General features: G+C 51.3%; 13 protein-coding genes. 8 read left to right on the forward strand and 5 right to left on the reverse strand.

What is annotated here, in order from left to right:
• The first annotated feature begins 346 nt into the window (after positions 1-346).
• From BLS62_RS28415 to BLS62_RS28425, 3 genes are all read left to right on the forward strand, one after another.
• Positions 347-700 (forward strand): hypothetical protein, encoded by a 354-nt coding sequence (locus BLS62_RS28415; RefSeq protein ID WP_093190385.1) that lies wholly within the window; start codon positions 347-349, stop codon positions 698-700.
• A gap of 53 nt (positions 701-753) precedes the next feature.
• Entirely contained in the window at positions 754-1,224 is a 471-nt protein-coding gene (locus tag BLS62_RS28420; RefSeq protein ID WP_093191708.1) for a DUF411 domain-containing protein, read from the forward strand.
• A gap of 248 nt (positions 1,225-1,472) precedes the next feature.
• On the forward strand, positions 1,473-1,700 hold the full coding sequence (locus tag BLS62_RS28425) for a hexameric tyrosine-coordinated heme protein (RefSeq protein WP_093190386.1): 228 nt from the start codon (positions 1,473-1,475) through the stop codon (positions 1,698-1,700).
• Positions 1,701-2,006: 306 nt separating this feature from the next.
• On the opposite strand, the gene BLS62_RS28430 is transcribed toward BLS62_RS28425, so the two are convergent.
• Complete coding sequence (locus BLS62_RS28430; RefSeq protein WP_143521631.1) at positions 2,007-2,591, reverse strand: hypothetical protein; 585 nt, start codon at positions 2,589-2,591, stop codon at positions 2,007-2,009.
• A 602-nt stretch (positions 2,592-3,193) separates the two neighbouring features.
• Here BLS62_RS28430 and BLS62_RS28435 point away from each other — a divergent pair.
• Positions 3,194-6,652, forward strand: coding sequence for an indolepyruvate ferredoxin oxidoreductase family protein (locus tag BLS62_RS28435; protein ID WP_093190388.1), 3,459 nt, complete (start codon positions 3,194-3,196; stop codon positions 6,650-6,652).
• Between the two features lie 164 nt (positions 6,653-6,816).
• On the opposite strand, the gene BLS62_RS28440 is transcribed toward BLS62_RS28435, so the two are convergent.
• From BLS62_RS28440 to BLS62_RS28455, 4 genes are all read right to left on the reverse strand, one after another.
• Entirely contained in the window at positions 6,817-7,854 is a 1,038-nt protein-coding gene (locus BLS62_RS28440; RefSeq protein WP_208991282.1) for a Gfo/Idh/MocA family oxidoreductase, read from the reverse strand.
• Between the two features lie 20 nt (positions 7,855-7,874).
• Positions 7,875-8,768, reverse strand: a complete 894-nt coding sequence (locus BLS62_RS28445; RefSeq protein WP_093190390.1) for a sugar kinase — start codon at positions 8,766-8,768, stop codon at positions 7,875-7,877.
• A 226-nt stretch (positions 8,769-8,994) separates the two neighbouring features.
• Positions 8,995-10,428, reverse strand: a complete 1,434-nt coding sequence (locus BLS62_RS28450) for a sensor histidine kinase (RefSeq protein ID WP_208991283.1) — start codon at positions 10,426-10,428, stop codon at positions 8,995-8,997.
• 21 nt (positions 10,429-10,449) lie between these two features.
• On the reverse strand, positions 10,450-11,169 hold the full coding sequence (locus BLS62_RS28455; protein WP_093190391.1) for a response regulator: 720 nt from the start codon (positions 11,167-11,169) through the stop codon (positions 10,450-10,452).
• 200 nt (positions 11,170-11,369) lie between these two features.
• On the opposite strand from BLS62_RS28455, the gene BLS62_RS28460 reads away from it, so the two are divergent.
• The 4 genes from BLS62_RS28460 to BLS62_RS28475 all read left to right on the forward strand — a co-directional run bounded on the left by BLS62_RS28460 (position 11,370) and on the right by BLS62_RS28475 (position 15,608).
• Positions 11,370-12,617: an ABC transporter substrate-binding protein gene (locus BLS62_RS28460; RefSeq protein ID WP_093190392.1), complete on the forward strand. Its 1,248-nt coding sequence runs from the start codon at positions 11,370-11,372 to the stop codon at positions 12,615-12,617.
• Between the two features lie 74 nt (positions 12,618-12,691).
• The gene (locus BLS62_RS28465; protein ID WP_093190393.1) at positions 12,692-13,603 is read left to right on the forward strand and encodes a carbohydrate ABC transporter permease; all 912 of its coding nucleotides are present in this window, start codon (positions 12,692-12,694) and stop codon (positions 13,601-13,603) included.
• On the forward strand, positions 13,596-14,483 hold the full coding sequence (locus BLS62_RS28470) for a carbohydrate ABC transporter permease (protein ID WP_093190394.1): 888 nt from the start codon (positions 13,596-13,598) through the stop codon (positions 14,481-14,483). The genes BLS62_RS28465 and BLS62_RS28470 overlap by 8 nt, the downstream gene beginning before the upstream one ends.
• A gap of 15 nt (positions 14,484-14,498) precedes the next feature.
• Positions 14,499-15,608: an ABC transporter ATP-binding protein gene (locus tag BLS62_RS28475; RefSeq protein ID WP_093190395.1), complete on the forward strand. Its 1,110-nt coding sequence runs from the start codon at positions 14,499-14,501 to the stop codon at positions 15,606-15,608.
• Positions 15,609-15,724 lie beyond the last annotated feature (116 nt).

Consider the following 15,724-nt stretch of genomic DNA (forward strand, 5'->3'; position numbering starts at 1 on the left):
CGTTGGGGGAAGTGCAGCGCCGTAATCCCTCGTCACGAGGTGTCATTGCGGTTTAGAGACCCCGCGGGATTACCTCTCGATAAGGCATGACTGATGAACAAATCTTGCTTAATACAGGAGACCACTTGCAAGCCAAAACACAGGTCCCCCGCCAGTATGGTTTTGTGGGTTGGTCCGCCGTTTTGTGCTCGCAAAACACGGTATAATTCCTCAGGTTAAGTTGAGGTCAAGCGGCATTTTATCAAAAATCGATAAAATATGCACAATGCAGATTTCAAATCAAAATTGATCGAACATGACAGCAGTTTAACTTGATCTTCCCAAATTCCGCCCCTAGGGTGCCGGCATGTACCGTGTGTTGATCCTTTTCCTGACGCTGTTTGTGACCACGCCTTATGCTATGAGCATGCAAGGTGAGATGGCGTCTATAAACGCAGCACACAAGCTCGCTCTGGCACAAAATACCACCTCTGCCATGGAGCAAATGGCCTCCGACCAATCATCCTGCTGTTGCTGTCAGGCTGATAGCGTCATGCAAAACAGCATGAATGCCTGCATCACAACACTTGGGCTTTTAGAGAGCAGTAGCACTGTTTCTCCGGTGTACCGCAGCACCAACATATCAGTCCCGGCCATGCTTCCAGTCTATTCTGCGCATGTCAGCGGCATAGACAGGCCTCCAATCCAATCGGCTGCTTAGATTTTAAAATTCTAACTTACTGAATTAAATAAGAAATTTATTTGGATGGGCTCATGATCTCCAAACGTAATCTGCTTGCAAGTGTTTTCGCTGTGTTTCTTGGCGCTGGTACTTTCTCTCTACCTGCCTATGCTGAGGGCGACAAAGACGTAACTCTTTATAAGTCTCCAAACTGCGGTTGTTGTACTGCTTGGGGCGCTGAGCTTGAAAAGGCTGGTTTCAACGTCACTGTGAAAAAGGCGGATGATCTGTACCGCGTTAAGCAACAGGTTGGCGTGCCTGAGAATATGGAAGCCTGCCATACGGCAATCGTGGATGGCTATGTGCTGGAAGGACATGTGCCGCTGGATGCAGTCAACCGCATGCTTTCCGAGAGACCCGAGATCCGTGGTCTTTCCGTTCCCGGTATGCCAATGGGCTCCCTTGGAATGGGTGAGCCGGATGAAAACACAAGTTATACTGTGTTTGCCTTGTCAACTGTGATGGGTGGTGAGCCTGTCGTGTACCAAACAGTCGGCAACTGAGCAGGCCATTGATTAAGCAGCAGGGGCACAACGGCGTGCCCTTGCTCGTTCCGTCCCCGTGGTTTTCCGGCAATCTGGATCGTCCAACAGCTGGATTTTATTGTTTTACGATCCCAAAGCGGTCCCACTGTTTGGGAGTACCCTCCAATTCAACCGCTTACAAATCCCACTAAGAAATTGGATAGCTTGCGCTTCTTTGGCTGGTGGCTGACTCTTCCCAAAATCGCCAAAACAGAAGGATGATGACTATGGAAGAGAGCTGGCTCCCAACATTAATGACTGACAACCCGCAAGCAGGCTACGATCTGGCGGTAAAACTATCTCGCATGTCCATCAAAGCTATACAGCCTGATGCAGATGTGCGGGCGGCTTTGCGTACTGTTTATGAGCACGATGCAAGCGCATTGATTGCAAGTTCACAAACCATCGCCCAAAACTTCAACACGGTTGCCGCTGCCAATAATTATTGGAAATAGCTGTGACGGCGGAGCTGAGCATTTGTCGAAAAGTGAAAAATGCTCGGCTGCCATCTAATTTTCGAAATTATCTGGCTCTGATAGGTATTTCTTGAATTTAGATAGGTACTCATCTTTGGATAACAAAGTTTCTGCCAGATCAAAGTCAGTTTGGAGTTGATTTTCTATTTTCGAATCCAAGGAATTGTTATTGGGTTGCAGCTGCCCAGCCTTTATACTTATATGTTGATAGATAAAATTATTAGTATAATTGCAGAGCGCGTGGCCTTCTTTTCTATTTCGAATAGATGTTCGATAACCGGAAAATTATTTGCCATCATTTTTCTTTGCGTAAAGCCAATTATAACCATCTGTTCGGTCAATAAAATCTTTTATATCTTTCAACGATACCTTACCCCAACCAGAATTAATTCTAATTTCTGTTACAATCGCTTTTCTGTATTGTCGATGTTGTATCTGAATACATAAGTGCAAGCGGAGTTCTCGATTTTGGAATTTGAAGGGCTTATCTAGGAAAAACTCGATCAGCGGTGTTTTATTTGAAAATCCTACCTTTCCCTTGAAGGCAGGATTCACAGAGTATTGTTTAAGCAACTCATTGGCTACTTGTTTCCTCAATACGTCATAGATTCCGACTTTATTCAGCAGGGTGGACTGCTCATTGGGTAAATCACCGTGAAAGAGTTTTTGTACGTTTGCGGGGGCCATTACGAGCTTACGAATTTCTAATAAAGCTCCCAATGAATCCAAATAATCTTGAATAAAGTGAACATGAGGCTCTTTAATTTTTTGACGATTTTCAGTGAGCCAAGTGCTCATACCAACATGAAGATCGTCAAAGCTCAAGAAATTCCAATTTACTAAATCAAATGAAGGAGGAAACAGAGACATTAGGTGTTTTTCGCGGCAACATTTATCCGCATTTTCGTAACGTTGAAGTTGAGATAAAGCAGGTAAAGATTTGAATTTTAATTCACAAATATGCTTACGACCGTTGTCATCTTCGATACTAAGATCAATATTATTTTTTCTCTTTCAATGTGTTTAACGTTCGCTGGAATTTTCAAAATAGTGAGGCTATTTGGATAATTTTGCAAAAGCCAAGCTAGAAAATCTGAATGGAATAGTTCGTGATTCCCTCTTGAAATTGCATGGATCGGGGATGATCCTAGTATTTTACAATAGTCACGAATACGAGTCGACTGCATATGATGGTCTCCTTATTCTAATAAATAGGTGCCTTTGATAAGGAAACGCGTCAATCCTTCCTTGGGGCAATCGGAAACTTGCCGTTTGCGGCACAGAGTTTTGGTTATGCGTTGTATTCAAAGGGATTATTGTACACTCAGAGATATTTCAGGCAGTATGCGCTCCTAGTAATATTGCGTGCGGCTTGCGGGCCATTTTTCAAAAGCCGAGGGTCATCGGCATTGCCATTGCAAATAATTCCAGCCGGAAATACGGCACGCTAGATAATTTGTGAGAGTAACCTGATGGTTTCAAAAGATAATAGCGTTGGAAGTGTCGCTTCCAAAAGCCATAACGCGCCGTCTTTAGATGACAAATACACCCAAACCAGTGGTGTTGTTTTTCTAACGGGCAATCAGGCTCTTGTGCGGTTGCCGTTGCAGCAGCGGATGCGCGACGAGCTGGCGGGGCTGAACACCGGCGTATTTATCTCTGGTTATCGGGGGTCGCCGCTGGGGCGTTACGATATGGAGTTGTGGCGGGCGCAACTGCATCTGGACAAACACAGCATCGTTTTCCAACCGGGGGTAAACGAGGATCTCGCGGCCACCGCCATCTGGGGGTCTCAGCATGTTGGCAACATGAAGATGCGCAACAAGGATGGCGTTGTTGGCTTCTGGTACGGCAAAACGCCGGGTGTGGACCGCTCTGGTGATGCCTTCCGTCACGCCAACTTTGCAGGCACACACCCCAAAGGCGGCGTGGTTGCGTTGTGCGGCGATGACCATGCGGCCAAATCCTCCACTGTTGCAGGCCAGTCTGACCATGCGTTGATCGCCTCTGGCATTCCGGTGCTTTACCCGGCCAATCCGCAGGATATTCTGGATTACGGTGTGCTGGCAGTGGAGATGAGCCGGTTCAGCGGGTGCTGGGTTGGTTTGAAGTTGGTCACGGATGTGGTGGAAAGCGCGTCCAGCGTTGAGGTAGACTTGGACCGCATCACCATAGTGGAACCGGACATGAAAGCGCCTCCGGGCGGGGTCTGGATTCGTGAAATTGATATGCCGGTGATGCAGGAAAAGCGGTTGCTGGAAGAGAAAATTCCGCGGGCGCTGGCGTTTGCGCAAGTCAACAACATCAACACAATCACACATGATGCCCATGAAGCTGAGATTGGTATTATTGGGGTTGGCAAGGCCTATTCTGATCTGCGTCAAGCCATGAACGAGTTGGGCCTGACCTCACTGGAAGCTGAAAAGCGCCGCATCCGTATTCTTAAAGTGGGTATGGTCTGGCCGCTGGATCCTAAGATCATCGAGGAATTTTCCAAGGGCGTTGATAAGATCCTCGTGGTTGAGGAAAAGCGCCCGCTGGTGGAAGAGCAGCTGAAATCCATTCTGTTTGATGCTGGCATGAGGCCAAAGGTGATCGGCAAAAGCCTACTGCCAAAATCTGGCGTTCTCTCTGCCGATCAGGTGGCCGCCGCGCTTGCGGAGTTTTTGGGTGACGAGGCGCTGCAACAAAAAGTGCCGGTGCCGATCAAACTCAAGCCCGGTCCGGTCCGCCGTCCGTCCTTCTGTTCCGGTTGTCCGCACAACACCTCCACCAAGGTGCCAGATGGCAGCCGCGCATTGGCAGGCATTGGGTGTCACACAATTGCGTATTTCAATGATCCGGTGAAGACCAAAGCGCCCTCACAAATGGGCGGGGAGGGGATGCATTGGGTTGGACAGGCTCCGTTTACCGATGAGCCGCACGTCTTCGCCAATATGGGTGACGGCACTTATTTCCACTCCGGTTTCCTTGCCATTCGTCAGGCCGTCGCCGCCAAAACAACCATGACCTACAAATTGTTGGTCAACGGATTTGTTTCTATGACTGGCGGACAACCGGTGGATGGCGAGCAATCCGTTCCGCAGCTGGTCATTGCTGTGCTCAACGAGGGCGCGTCCAAGGTGGTGATTGTCACTGAGGATGTAGACCGCGTGAAAGCGCAAGACATTCCGACAGGTATTGAAGTGCATGACCGCCGCGAGCTGGAAGCGGTGCAACGCGACCTGCGCGAGGTGAAAGGCGTGAGCATGCTGATCTACGATCAAGCCTGCGCCACAGAACGCCGCCGCTTGCGCAAACGCGGCAAGTGGGAAGACCCGAAGGTCCGCACCTTCATTCACCCCGAGATTTGTGAGGGCTGTGGAGATTGCGGCGAGAAATCCGGCTGTCTTTCTATCGAGCCACTGGAAACGCCGTTGGGCCGCAAACGCCAGATCAATCAATCCAGTTGTAACAAAGATTTTTCGTGTGTTGAGGGGTTCTGCCCAAGCTTCGTCACCATTCAAGGCGCTGAACCGAAAAAGGCAACATCTCCGGCTGAGCGGCAATTGGAAAGCGTGGCCCATGAGGTTCTGGCGGAACCTGAGCTGCCTGCGATCAACGGCTCTACCGGTCTGCTGGTAACAGGGATTGGCGGCACGGGTGTTGTTACCATCGGCGCGATTCTATCCATGGCCGCGCATCTGGATGGCAGCCGCGTTTCCACGCTGGATCTGACGGGTCTGGCGCAGAAGTATGGCGCTATCACAACCCACATGCGTATCGCTAAAACAGCGGATGGGTTGCAAAGCGCGCGCCTTGCCGTGGGTGAGGCGGATGTGGTGATCGGGTGTGATCTGGTGGTGACAGCCGGTGATGAAACTCTGACCACGCTGCGTTCTGGCTCTGCTCAAGTGGTGGTGAACTCGGAAGAGGTGCCAACCGCAGAATTTTCCAAGAACCCGGATTGGCAGATCAACGCGCCAAACCTTAAGGCGCGGTTGGAAGAGGTTGCTGGCGATCGGCTTGCCTTCTTTGACACCACACAGGCGGCCAAGGATCTGTGCGGCGATGCGGTGATGGCCAACATGATGTTGCTGGGCATTGCGTGGCAACGCGGTCTGGTACCAGTCTCCCTTGGAGCGATCCGTCATGCCATCGAACTGAACGGAGTGGCGCGCGATAAAAACTTCGAGGCCTTCAATTGGGGCCGCCTGATGGTGCAGGACCCGGACCGGGTCGCCAAAGCGCGGGCACCGCTGGCAACTATCACAAAGCTGGACCGCCCCCTGCCATTGGAAGAGTTGATTGAAGATCGCGCCAATCGGCTTAAGGAGTATCAGGGCAACGGCCTTGCCAAAATCTACCGGCAACGCCTGATTGCGTTGAAAAAGGCAGGAGCTGGAGCAGACAGCCTGCGCACAGCTGCCTCCCAATACTTCCGTCTGCTGGCGCATAAGGATGAATATGAAGTCGCTCGCCTGTTCAGCCAACCGGCGTTTAAAAAGATGCTCACTGATAATTTTGAGGGCGATCTGAATGTACGGTTCCACATCGGCGGCGGACCATTTGTGAAAACGGATAAGGTCACGGGCAATCCGGTGAAATCCGAGTTCGGCCCTTGGATGCTGAAGCTGTTTGGCGTGCTGGCTGGTTTGAAAGGCCTGCGCGGAACTTTCCTTGATCCATTCCGCAACTCTGAAGAACGCCGTCTGGCAGATGAACTCCGATCCTCCTATGAGGAAGACATGGATCTCATCTGTGAGACGTTAAGTGCAACAGGGGAAACAATAGCGCATGACCTGCTGAGTTGGCCGGTGAAAGTGCGCGGGTACGGGCACGTGCGGGCAGACAATGCCACCAAAGCGCTGAACTTGCGCAAGCGACGCATAACAGCGCTCAACAAAGCACAAAGCAACGCAACGGATGATAAGGCCTCTGAAGTGGCGTAATGCGGAAATAGTCTCATAATAACAAGGGCGAGACCATGGGGTCTCGCCCTTGTTCTATCTGGTTGAGAAAAGCCTGCACACATAACAACGCAAACCAACGCAAGCCCTTATTCCCGTGCCGGTGGCTGACTTATGCCCCTTCGTGATAAGGGAGGCAGAAGAGCTCAATCCTTCAGGAATACGGTTCTGGTTTCTTTATCGCTTAGGTATGCTGCTTCAATAATGCGGATGGTTTGCATGGCATCCCGTGGTGAAACAGGAACCGGAGCACCCTCACGGATTGCATCCCGCATGGCCTCGTAAAACCGTTCATACCCACCGATCAAGCTTGGAACCTTCGTGCCTTCAGGTGTTGTGCCGTACAGTGTGCCCCAATCGTCTTCTGCCTCAACGCCCCACGTCAAATCTTCAGGCCCACCAGAGGCTTTCAGCACATCTTCCTGCGGGTCCATTCCGTAGGTGATGTAGGTACCTTTATCGCCGGAAACCTGAAAACGTGGGCCTTGTTCGGTACTTAGGCAATTGCCATGCAGGACGACATCGCAATTGTCATAGCCCAGAACGAGGTGGAAATGATCAACGGCTTTGGCATCTTTACGTTGTACGCGTAGTTTAGCCTGAACCGACAAAGGGGTTCCAAACAGGCAAAGAGCCTGATCAATGCCATGTGCACCAAGGTCGTAAAGGATGCCTGAGCCGGGCGCGTCCTGCTCTCGCCAAAGGCCCTTAATATCCGGGCGGTACCGGTTATAATTGCACAGGTAGGAGTGAACTTTGCCGAGGCGATCGGTTTTGATGAGGTCCTGAACCGTCAGGAAATCACAATCAAACCGGCGGTTATGGTAGACGGAGAGTTTGCGATCCTGTTGTTCAGCGAGCAAAATCAGTTCTTTAGCTTCCGCACTGGTGATTGTGAAAGGCTTTTCGACGACAACATGTTTACCAGCAAGCAGAGCTTTCTTCGCATAGTCATAGTGCAGCGTATTGGGCAGGCTGAGAACAACCAGCTCGATTTCCGGTTGCTTTAACAGTTCGTCAAAAGAAGTATATGGCGTGCAATCAGGGAGCTTGCTGCTTACCAACTCCGGCTTGCTGGAAACAACGGCAGATAGCTGAATGCCATCAACCGCAGTCAGCAACGGCGCGTGAAAGTTTTGCCCGGAAACACCAAACCCAACAAGGGCAGTAATGACTGACTTCATAGGCTTATCGCCCCTTATTGTTATTCGCCCGCAGGAAAGTTTGTCTGTACGTTTTCAAGGTCTTGAACAGTTGGCAAGGACGCCTCGTTGCCCAGGAACTGAATGGCATGTGCGGAGGCTGCCCGTGCCAGTTTGAAGTGGTCTTCCCAGGTGCCCTGAGGGTCTGCAAGGTAACCGTAAACATAAGCGCCGTGGAACGTATCACCCGCCCCATTGGTGTCCAGCACGCGCTCTTTTGGCACTTTAAGCGCTGGCAACCGTTTAACCGGGCAGTTGTCTTCATACCACAACAGGCCTTTTTCGCCCTGAGTGACGCCGCCAACCTTCACACCCTTAGCCCGCAGATATTCCAGCGTGTCTTCAGGTGATTTCTCCAGCTGCTCACAGAACAACTCGGAGACGATCGCAACATCAATGTAATCAAGCAGTTCTTCGGTGTTGGAGCGCACAGCTCCGCCATCCAAGGACGTCATGATGCCATGTTTACGGCAGGCTTTGGCGTAATGCAGCGCCGCTTCTGGAATGTGACCATCCACATGCAGCATGCGGCAACCAGCAAGGTTGAGATCTGGGAACGGATGCAGGAAATCATTGTCACGACAACGCACGATGGCGCGTTTGCCGTCTTTTGGCATGATGAAGGAGAGCGAGCTTTCCTTCACCTTACAGCTGTGAATTGGAATAGAGTATTTCGCAGCCATATCGCGGAACATGCGAGACAGCCAGTCATCTGCCATGGAGCACAGCAAATCAGGCGCAACGCCAAGGCGGGCGCACACAAAGGCAGCCGTTACAGCGTTGCCGCCAAAGCTGACTGCATAGTCCTGTGCAATCGCCTTTTCATCACCCGCTGGCATGGTCTCTGACAAAAAGGTCACGTCAATGTAGGACTGGCCAATGAAAAGCGCTTTCATCCTATACTCCATTCAAATCCGAGCCACTCCATGAAGGAGTGGCTGATAAGCAATCACCCGGTTATCGGAGGGTGACTTTAGCAAAGTGCTTTACCATGGAAATCACGAATTGCGGACACTCGCAAATCTGATGTTTCAGTTTGTTACATTGGAGGTTGTTTTCACTGGTCTTTCCCCAAAATGAGCGAGCGCACTAGGGGGAATTACGTGCATTGTAAGGAGCGTCTTACAGCTCTCGTGGCAACGTGACGAATATGCAGAACTTACCTTCTGAGGTCTCGCCCAGACTGATATCACCGCCATGAGCATTGACGATCTGCTTGACGATGGAAAGTCCGAGCCCAACACTGGAGGATTTCGTCCGTTCTGAGCTGTCATTGCGGAAAAATGGTTCAAATACTTTCTCATGCAAGTGCTGCGGAATACCGGGGCCCGGATCACTGATTGAGATAAGCAGTTGATCATGTTCCAGACTTTGCATTTGTACAGTGGCTGCACCACCATATTTGAGTGCGTTGTCGATGAGATTGCCAAAAGCACGCCGCAGTGCGGTTGGTTGGCCGTTCATGACAGCGCGACCTTCCACCTCCAGCTCCACTTCACCGCCACCACCGAATATATTGCGGCTCTGATCGGCGAGTTTGTGGCGTTGAGGCACAAAGACAACGTCATTGCCGGTATCCTTGTAGTCATCGCACAAGGATTGCAGCAGAGCGGCCAGAGAAAGCTGCTGCGGTTCTTCCAAAAGCGCATTGAACCGCAGGAAATCGAGAGAAGCTGTGATGAGCCGTGTCATCTCCTCCACATCATGCAGCATGCGGTTGCGCAGGGATGTAGACTCGATCTGCTCCAGCCTCAACCGCAATCTGGTTGCCGGTGTCCGCAAGTCATGGCTGATGGATGCCAGCATGCGTTTTTGCTCTTCAAGCAATTGGGCGCGGGCTTCTTGCTCTCTCACCAACGTATCCTGCAGCGCTACTGCTTCCTCCGTATCCCACGGCTTCAGCTCCGCGCGATCATACTTCGCCAAGGACCTAAATGGAGCAGATGTGTGGTGAACCAAACTGCGGGCCAGAATGAGCACAGCAATGCTGCAAGCCAGGGCAATGATCAACAGAACGGGTTCTGTCATCCGGCCTTGCCAAAGTTTGGGGAAGCTGATTAAGCGCGCATTTATACGGCCTGAGGACGGCAAATAAAGCTGAGCAGACACGTCCTGACGGGTCACCGCCTCAACAAATACACTCAAATTTTCAATTGGATAAGTGACGTTAGGGGCTCCATTGGTGATCAAATCTGGACGAACTAACGTTCCCTCAACCACCAGCAAGGCGGGAAGCGTGGTTCCACTGAATTGGATCTGAACAGGCAGGTTGCCGGACCCGTTTGGGGAATACGATGATGGAGGCGTAACAACTTGAATATACTTGCCAGCATAAGGAGTAGATAGAGACTTTTCCTGACCGGACATGCTGAGGTAGTGGCTCAGCTCTACGCCTGCTTCATAGGAGTTGGCCAGTGCCAACTCGCGACTGTTGTATGCGTTGAGCGTTAGCCCCAAAATCACAAAAACCGCGAGAACCGCAGTGATGAGAACCACAAGCATGCGGTTTTCGAGTGATCTGGGCAGGATGCTCAGGATCAGTCCTGACAAAGCCACGCTCTTTCCGGTGCCATAGAATTACACTCGCGTTACACTTTGAGAAAACAGATAGCCCTGATGGCGCACTGTCGTGATGAAGTCTTTATTCGGGTCAGTTTGCGCCAGTTTCTTGCGCAGACGGCTGATCAGAATATCAATGCTTCGGTCGTGGGAATCCACCTTCGCTCCGCGCAATACACGACCTAACGTATCGCGTGAAATTGGTTTTTGCGGTGACTTTAGAAAAGTCAGCAGAGCATCAAATTCTGAGGAACTCAAATGCACTAGCACGCCGTCTGGTGCTTTCAAATGGCGTGTTGCTTCTTCCAATACCCAACCGCTGAATTCGAAACGCTGCGCTTTGGGTGCTGCTGCGGTTTCAACGTGTTCTGTGCGGCGGAAAATTGCGAAGATACGTGCTTGTAACTCTCTCGGATTAAACGGCTTTTCCAAGTAATCGTCAGCGCCCAGCTCTAATCCCACAATGCGCTCAGTATCTCCTGTGATTGCGGAGATGATTATGATCGGCATTTTGGAAGTTTGGCGCACCCGCTGGCATAAGGTCAGCCCGTTTTCGCCCGGCAACATAATATCCAGCACCATCAAGTCGATGTTTTTGGTGTCCAGAAGTTGCTTAGCTTCTTCTGCAGAATTTGCTGTGAGCACGGAGTAGCCACGGTCCTTCAGAAAATCCGCCGTCAGGCTGGCGATCTCTTGGTCATCATCAACAATCAGTAGTGTTTTGTTCGAGATCATCATACCTCGGTGTACCCATTTCAATCGCAGCCAGAAAGCTCTAACTCAATGCTGTATAACAAATCATTTGGACGTAGCGAGAGGAATGTGTATGCGTCAGGTTGTCTTGCACGCTCAAGTTCATTGGATTGTGGGATTATGCGCGATAAAATGAAGATAGAGTTTGCTAAAAGGGTCCTCTGGATACCCATCGGGAGATTGTAATGGGCTGCCCGCGTTTAAGCATCGTCGCACTAGCTGTTCTATTCGGTAGTTTGACGGCACACGCCAAACCCACTGCTGAGGTTCTGCACTTCTGGACATCAGGCGGGGAAGCGCGTGCAACTCAGCTGCTCAAAACTGAATTTGAAGCGCGAGGCGGCGTTTGGGATGACGCACCTGTTGCTGGCGGTGGTGGTGACGCTATGGCTGCAGTATTGCGTGCACGGGCGCTGGCGGGAGTTCCGCCCTCTGTGGTGCAGATCAAAGGGCAGAACATTCAGGATTGGGCTGAAGTTGGTGCTCTTGAGAGTTTGGAAGCAATTGCCGAACAGCAAAATTGGGATGCTCTGCTGCCGGATCTCCTCAAAGAAACCGTTCAGTATCAAGGTCAGTACGTCGCCGTTCCTTTGAACATCCATCGGGTGGACTGGATCTGGGCAAACCCGAAAGTGCTTGAGAAGGTTGGCGTAACACCTCCCCAAACATGGGAGGAGTTCAACGAAACTGCCGATAAATTACTCGCAGCTGGCATTATTCCGCTCGCCCATGGAGGACAGCCTTGGCAGGAAGTCACCCTTTTTGAAGTTGTATTGCTAGGGCTTGGCGGAGCGGATTTTTACAAAAAGGTTTATCTGGATCTGGATCCAGACGCCTTGCGCTCTGACACCATGATCAAGGTGTTTGACCAGATGCGCAAGCTCAGCACCTATGTGGACCCCGGCTCACCGGGGCGTGAGTGGAACCTTGCAACCGCTATGGTGATGCGCGGTGAAGCGGCCATGCAGATAATGGGCGATTGGGCAAAAGCAGAGTTTCTAGCTGCCGGCCTGAAGCTGGGTAAGGATTTCATCTGCGTGCCAGCGCCTTCCAATGGCGGGTACATCATCAATTCAGATAGCTTTGCAATGTTTAAGGTGTCAGATCCTGAGCAAAAAGCAAGGCAGGCCTTGATGGCCTCAATGCTGCTTGATGAGACGGTGCAGAAGGAATTCAATTTGTTGAAAGGCTCAATACCCGCGCGAAAAGGTGTGAGTTTGGACGGTTTTGACGAGTGCGCTTTGAGGTCCAATGAGGATCTCATTCTCAATTCAGCGAGAAATACGGTGGTTGGATCAATCGCGCATGAGTTGGTGCAATCGGGTGCTGTACGTGGTGCGTTTCTGGATGTGATTACGGAACACTTCAATACGGAGATGTCTTCGCAAGACGCTGTCAATAAGCTTGCGGAGACAGTAGTCCTAGCAGATTGATTTTCCTTGGTCAGTCAGGGTAAAGCGTAGGTTCTGGCTGGCACACGACAGCACATGATACAAAGAGAGAGTTTATGTCCCACCCCCAGCAGCGCAAGCAGCAAATGTCTTTCCTCGACAGATTGCAGAAGTACTTGCCGCAGCTGGTCGTCGGACCTCCGTTTTTGCTTCTGGTTTTCTTTGTTTATGGCTTCATTGCGTGGACGGGTTTCATTTCCCTCACAGGCTCCCGCATGCTGCCGTCCTACGACCTTGAAGGGTTCCAGCAATATGTTCGCTTGTTTGCTATGGACCGCTGGAATGTTGCCTTTGACAATCTACTGATCTTCGGAAGCCTGTACATTCTGTTTTCGATCATTATTGGCTGTTTGATCGCTGTTTTGCTGGACCAACGTATTCGGGCTGAGGGCGCATTGCGCACCATCTATCTCTATCCCATGGCGATCAGTTTTATTGTAACGGGAACAGCATGGAAGTGGATATTGAACCCTTCCCTCGGGATTGAGAGCTACATGCAAAAACTGGGCTGGGAGAGCTTCCGGTTTGACTGGATCGTAAACCGGGATATGGCCATCTATGTGGTTGTGATTGCTGCGGTCTGGCAGGCGTCCGGCTTTGTGATGGCGTTGTTCCTGTCAGCTTTGCGGTCCGTTGATGAGGACATCATCCGCGCCGCGCAACTGGATGGTGCCAGCACTACACGGATTTATCTAGGCATCATCCTGCCTTCGCTCAGGCCGGTGTTTTTGTCGGCCTTTGTTATTCTCGCGCATCTGTCCATTAAGAGCTTTGACCTTGTTGTTGCGCTGACAAATGGAGGGCCGGGCTATTCCTCAACGCTGCCTGCTAACTTTATGTACGAGATGGCCTTTCGGCGGAACCAGATCGGAGTGGGGGCGGCCTCTGCCATGATGATGTTGGCAACGGTTGCGGCGATAATTGTGCCTTTTCTTTATTCCGAGTTGAGGACGAAGCGTCATGGCTGAATCCAAAATACTCCCCGGTGCCACTGGCAAACGGTATGTGCTTGGTCGCATTTTTATCTGGTCATTGTTGCTGGTTGCCGCGGTGCTGTATCTGGGGCCGATATACGTGGTGCTCTCAACATCATTGAAGGACCTGGCAGAAATTCGCGCAGGCGCACTGCTTGATTTGCCACACGAGATGAACTTTGCGGCATGGAGAGAAGCATGGTCGCAAGCATGCATCGGTGTGCGGTGTGAAGGGTTGCGACCCTATTTCATCAACTCCATCATCATGTCCGTGCCTTCTGTTGCGATCTCCACCTTGATCGGCGCGTTGTGTGGATATGCGTTGTCACTGTTTCGGTTTCGCGGCGCAAATATCATTTTCGCATTGATGCTGTTTGGGTGTTTTATTCCGTTCCAGATTGTTATTCTGCCTATGGCACAAACCCTTGGATTTCTCGGAGTTGCCAATTCCATCAGTGGGTTGATCGTGGTGCATACGATTTACGGGATCAGCTTCACCACGTTGTTTTTCCGCAACTATTACATTTCTATTCCGAGAGAACTCGTGCGAGCGGCGACCATGGATGGGGCCGGTTTCTTCCGGATCTTTTGGCACATCATCCTTCCGCTTTCTCTGCCGATCATTGTTGTCTCGGTCATCTGGCAATTTACTCAGGTGTGGAATGAGTTCCTTTTCGGCGCCAGTTTCACCTCTGGTGGGTCTCAACCCGTCACCGTTGCACTCAACAATCTCATCAACTCAACCACAAGCGTGAAGCAGTACAATGTGGACATGGCAGCGGCGCTTATTGCAGCTGCGCCAACCCTTGTTGTGTACATAATCGCTGGACGTTTCTTCGTGCGCGGCCTCACAGCCGGCGCGGTCAAAGGCTAGAGGCTCACTTCAATAATGGCGACGATATCCATTGAAAATGCGTCCAAGTCTTTTGGATCAACACAAGTTTTAGACGACATCTCGCTGGATGTGAACGAGGGTGAGTTCCTCGTTCTCCTCGGTGCATCCGGCTGCGGAAAATCTACACTGCTGAATATCATCGCAGGTTTGGAACCCATCTCACAGGGGCTCATCCGGCTGGACGGGGAGGTGGTCAACCACGTCCACCCTAAGAACCGCGATATCGCCATGGTGTTCCAAAGCTATGCGCTTTACCCGAGCATGACGGTAGAGCGGAACATCGGCTTCGGACTGGAGATGCGCAAGATCAGCAAGGCAGAGCGTAAAGCTGCGGTGCATGAGGTTGCAAGCATGTTGCAGATCGAACACCTGCTTTCCCGCAAACCTTCGCAATTATCGGGTGGTCAGCGGCAACGTGTGGCGATGGGACGGGCGTTGGTTCGCCGGCCCAAGATCTTTCTGTTTGATGAGCCGCTCTCCAATCTGGATGCTAAGCTGCGCGGCGAAATGCGAACGGAGATCAAGAAGCTCCATCAGATGCTTAAAGCCACCATGGTTTATGTGACGCATGACCAGATCGAAGCCATGACGCTGGCAGACAGGATCGCCATCATGAAGGATGGGAAGGTGCAACAAGTCGGTACGCCAGCACAAATCTACAGCGCTCCTGCCAACATGTATGTGGCTGGTTTTGTGGGTGCCCCGCCGATGAACTTTCTGGAAGTTGATGTCGTCAAGCAAAACCAGCAACTGGGCGTTCTGCTGCCAGTGGTATTAGGCGGTGAAGCGAAGGAACATTTTCTACCGCTCCCAGATGCAGAGCGGCTGGCCAACCGTGAAAACGGCAAGGTTATTCTAGGGCTGCGTCCAGAGATGATCACCCATAATGCATTTGGCGCTGTGGGCAATCCAGAGATCGAATGCGATGTGGAACTGGTAGAGCCAACGGGGGCAGATACGCTGTGTGTCATCCGTCTTGCAGGCCGGGCGGCAAAGGCGCGTGTAGCACCTATGTTTGCATGCCAACCCGGAGAAAGCATGCTGTTCTCTGTCGATATGTCCCGTATCTGCCTGTTTGATCGAGACAGCAAAGAACTCATCTGACTTGATATCCGGTGAACCCAACAAAAAAAGCAGCACTCAGGCCGGGCGGCGAGTGCTGCTTTTTGCTTTGAAAGCGCCCTTGAAGGTTTGGGAGGAGGGTAAACCTCCAAAGGCGC

Source organism: Pseudovibrio sp. Tun.PSC04-5.I4, from assembly GCF_900104145.1.
In the GTDB taxonomy this organism is placed as follows: domain Bacteria; phylum Pseudomonadota; class Alphaproteobacteria; order Rhizobiales; family Stappiaceae; genus Pseudovibrio.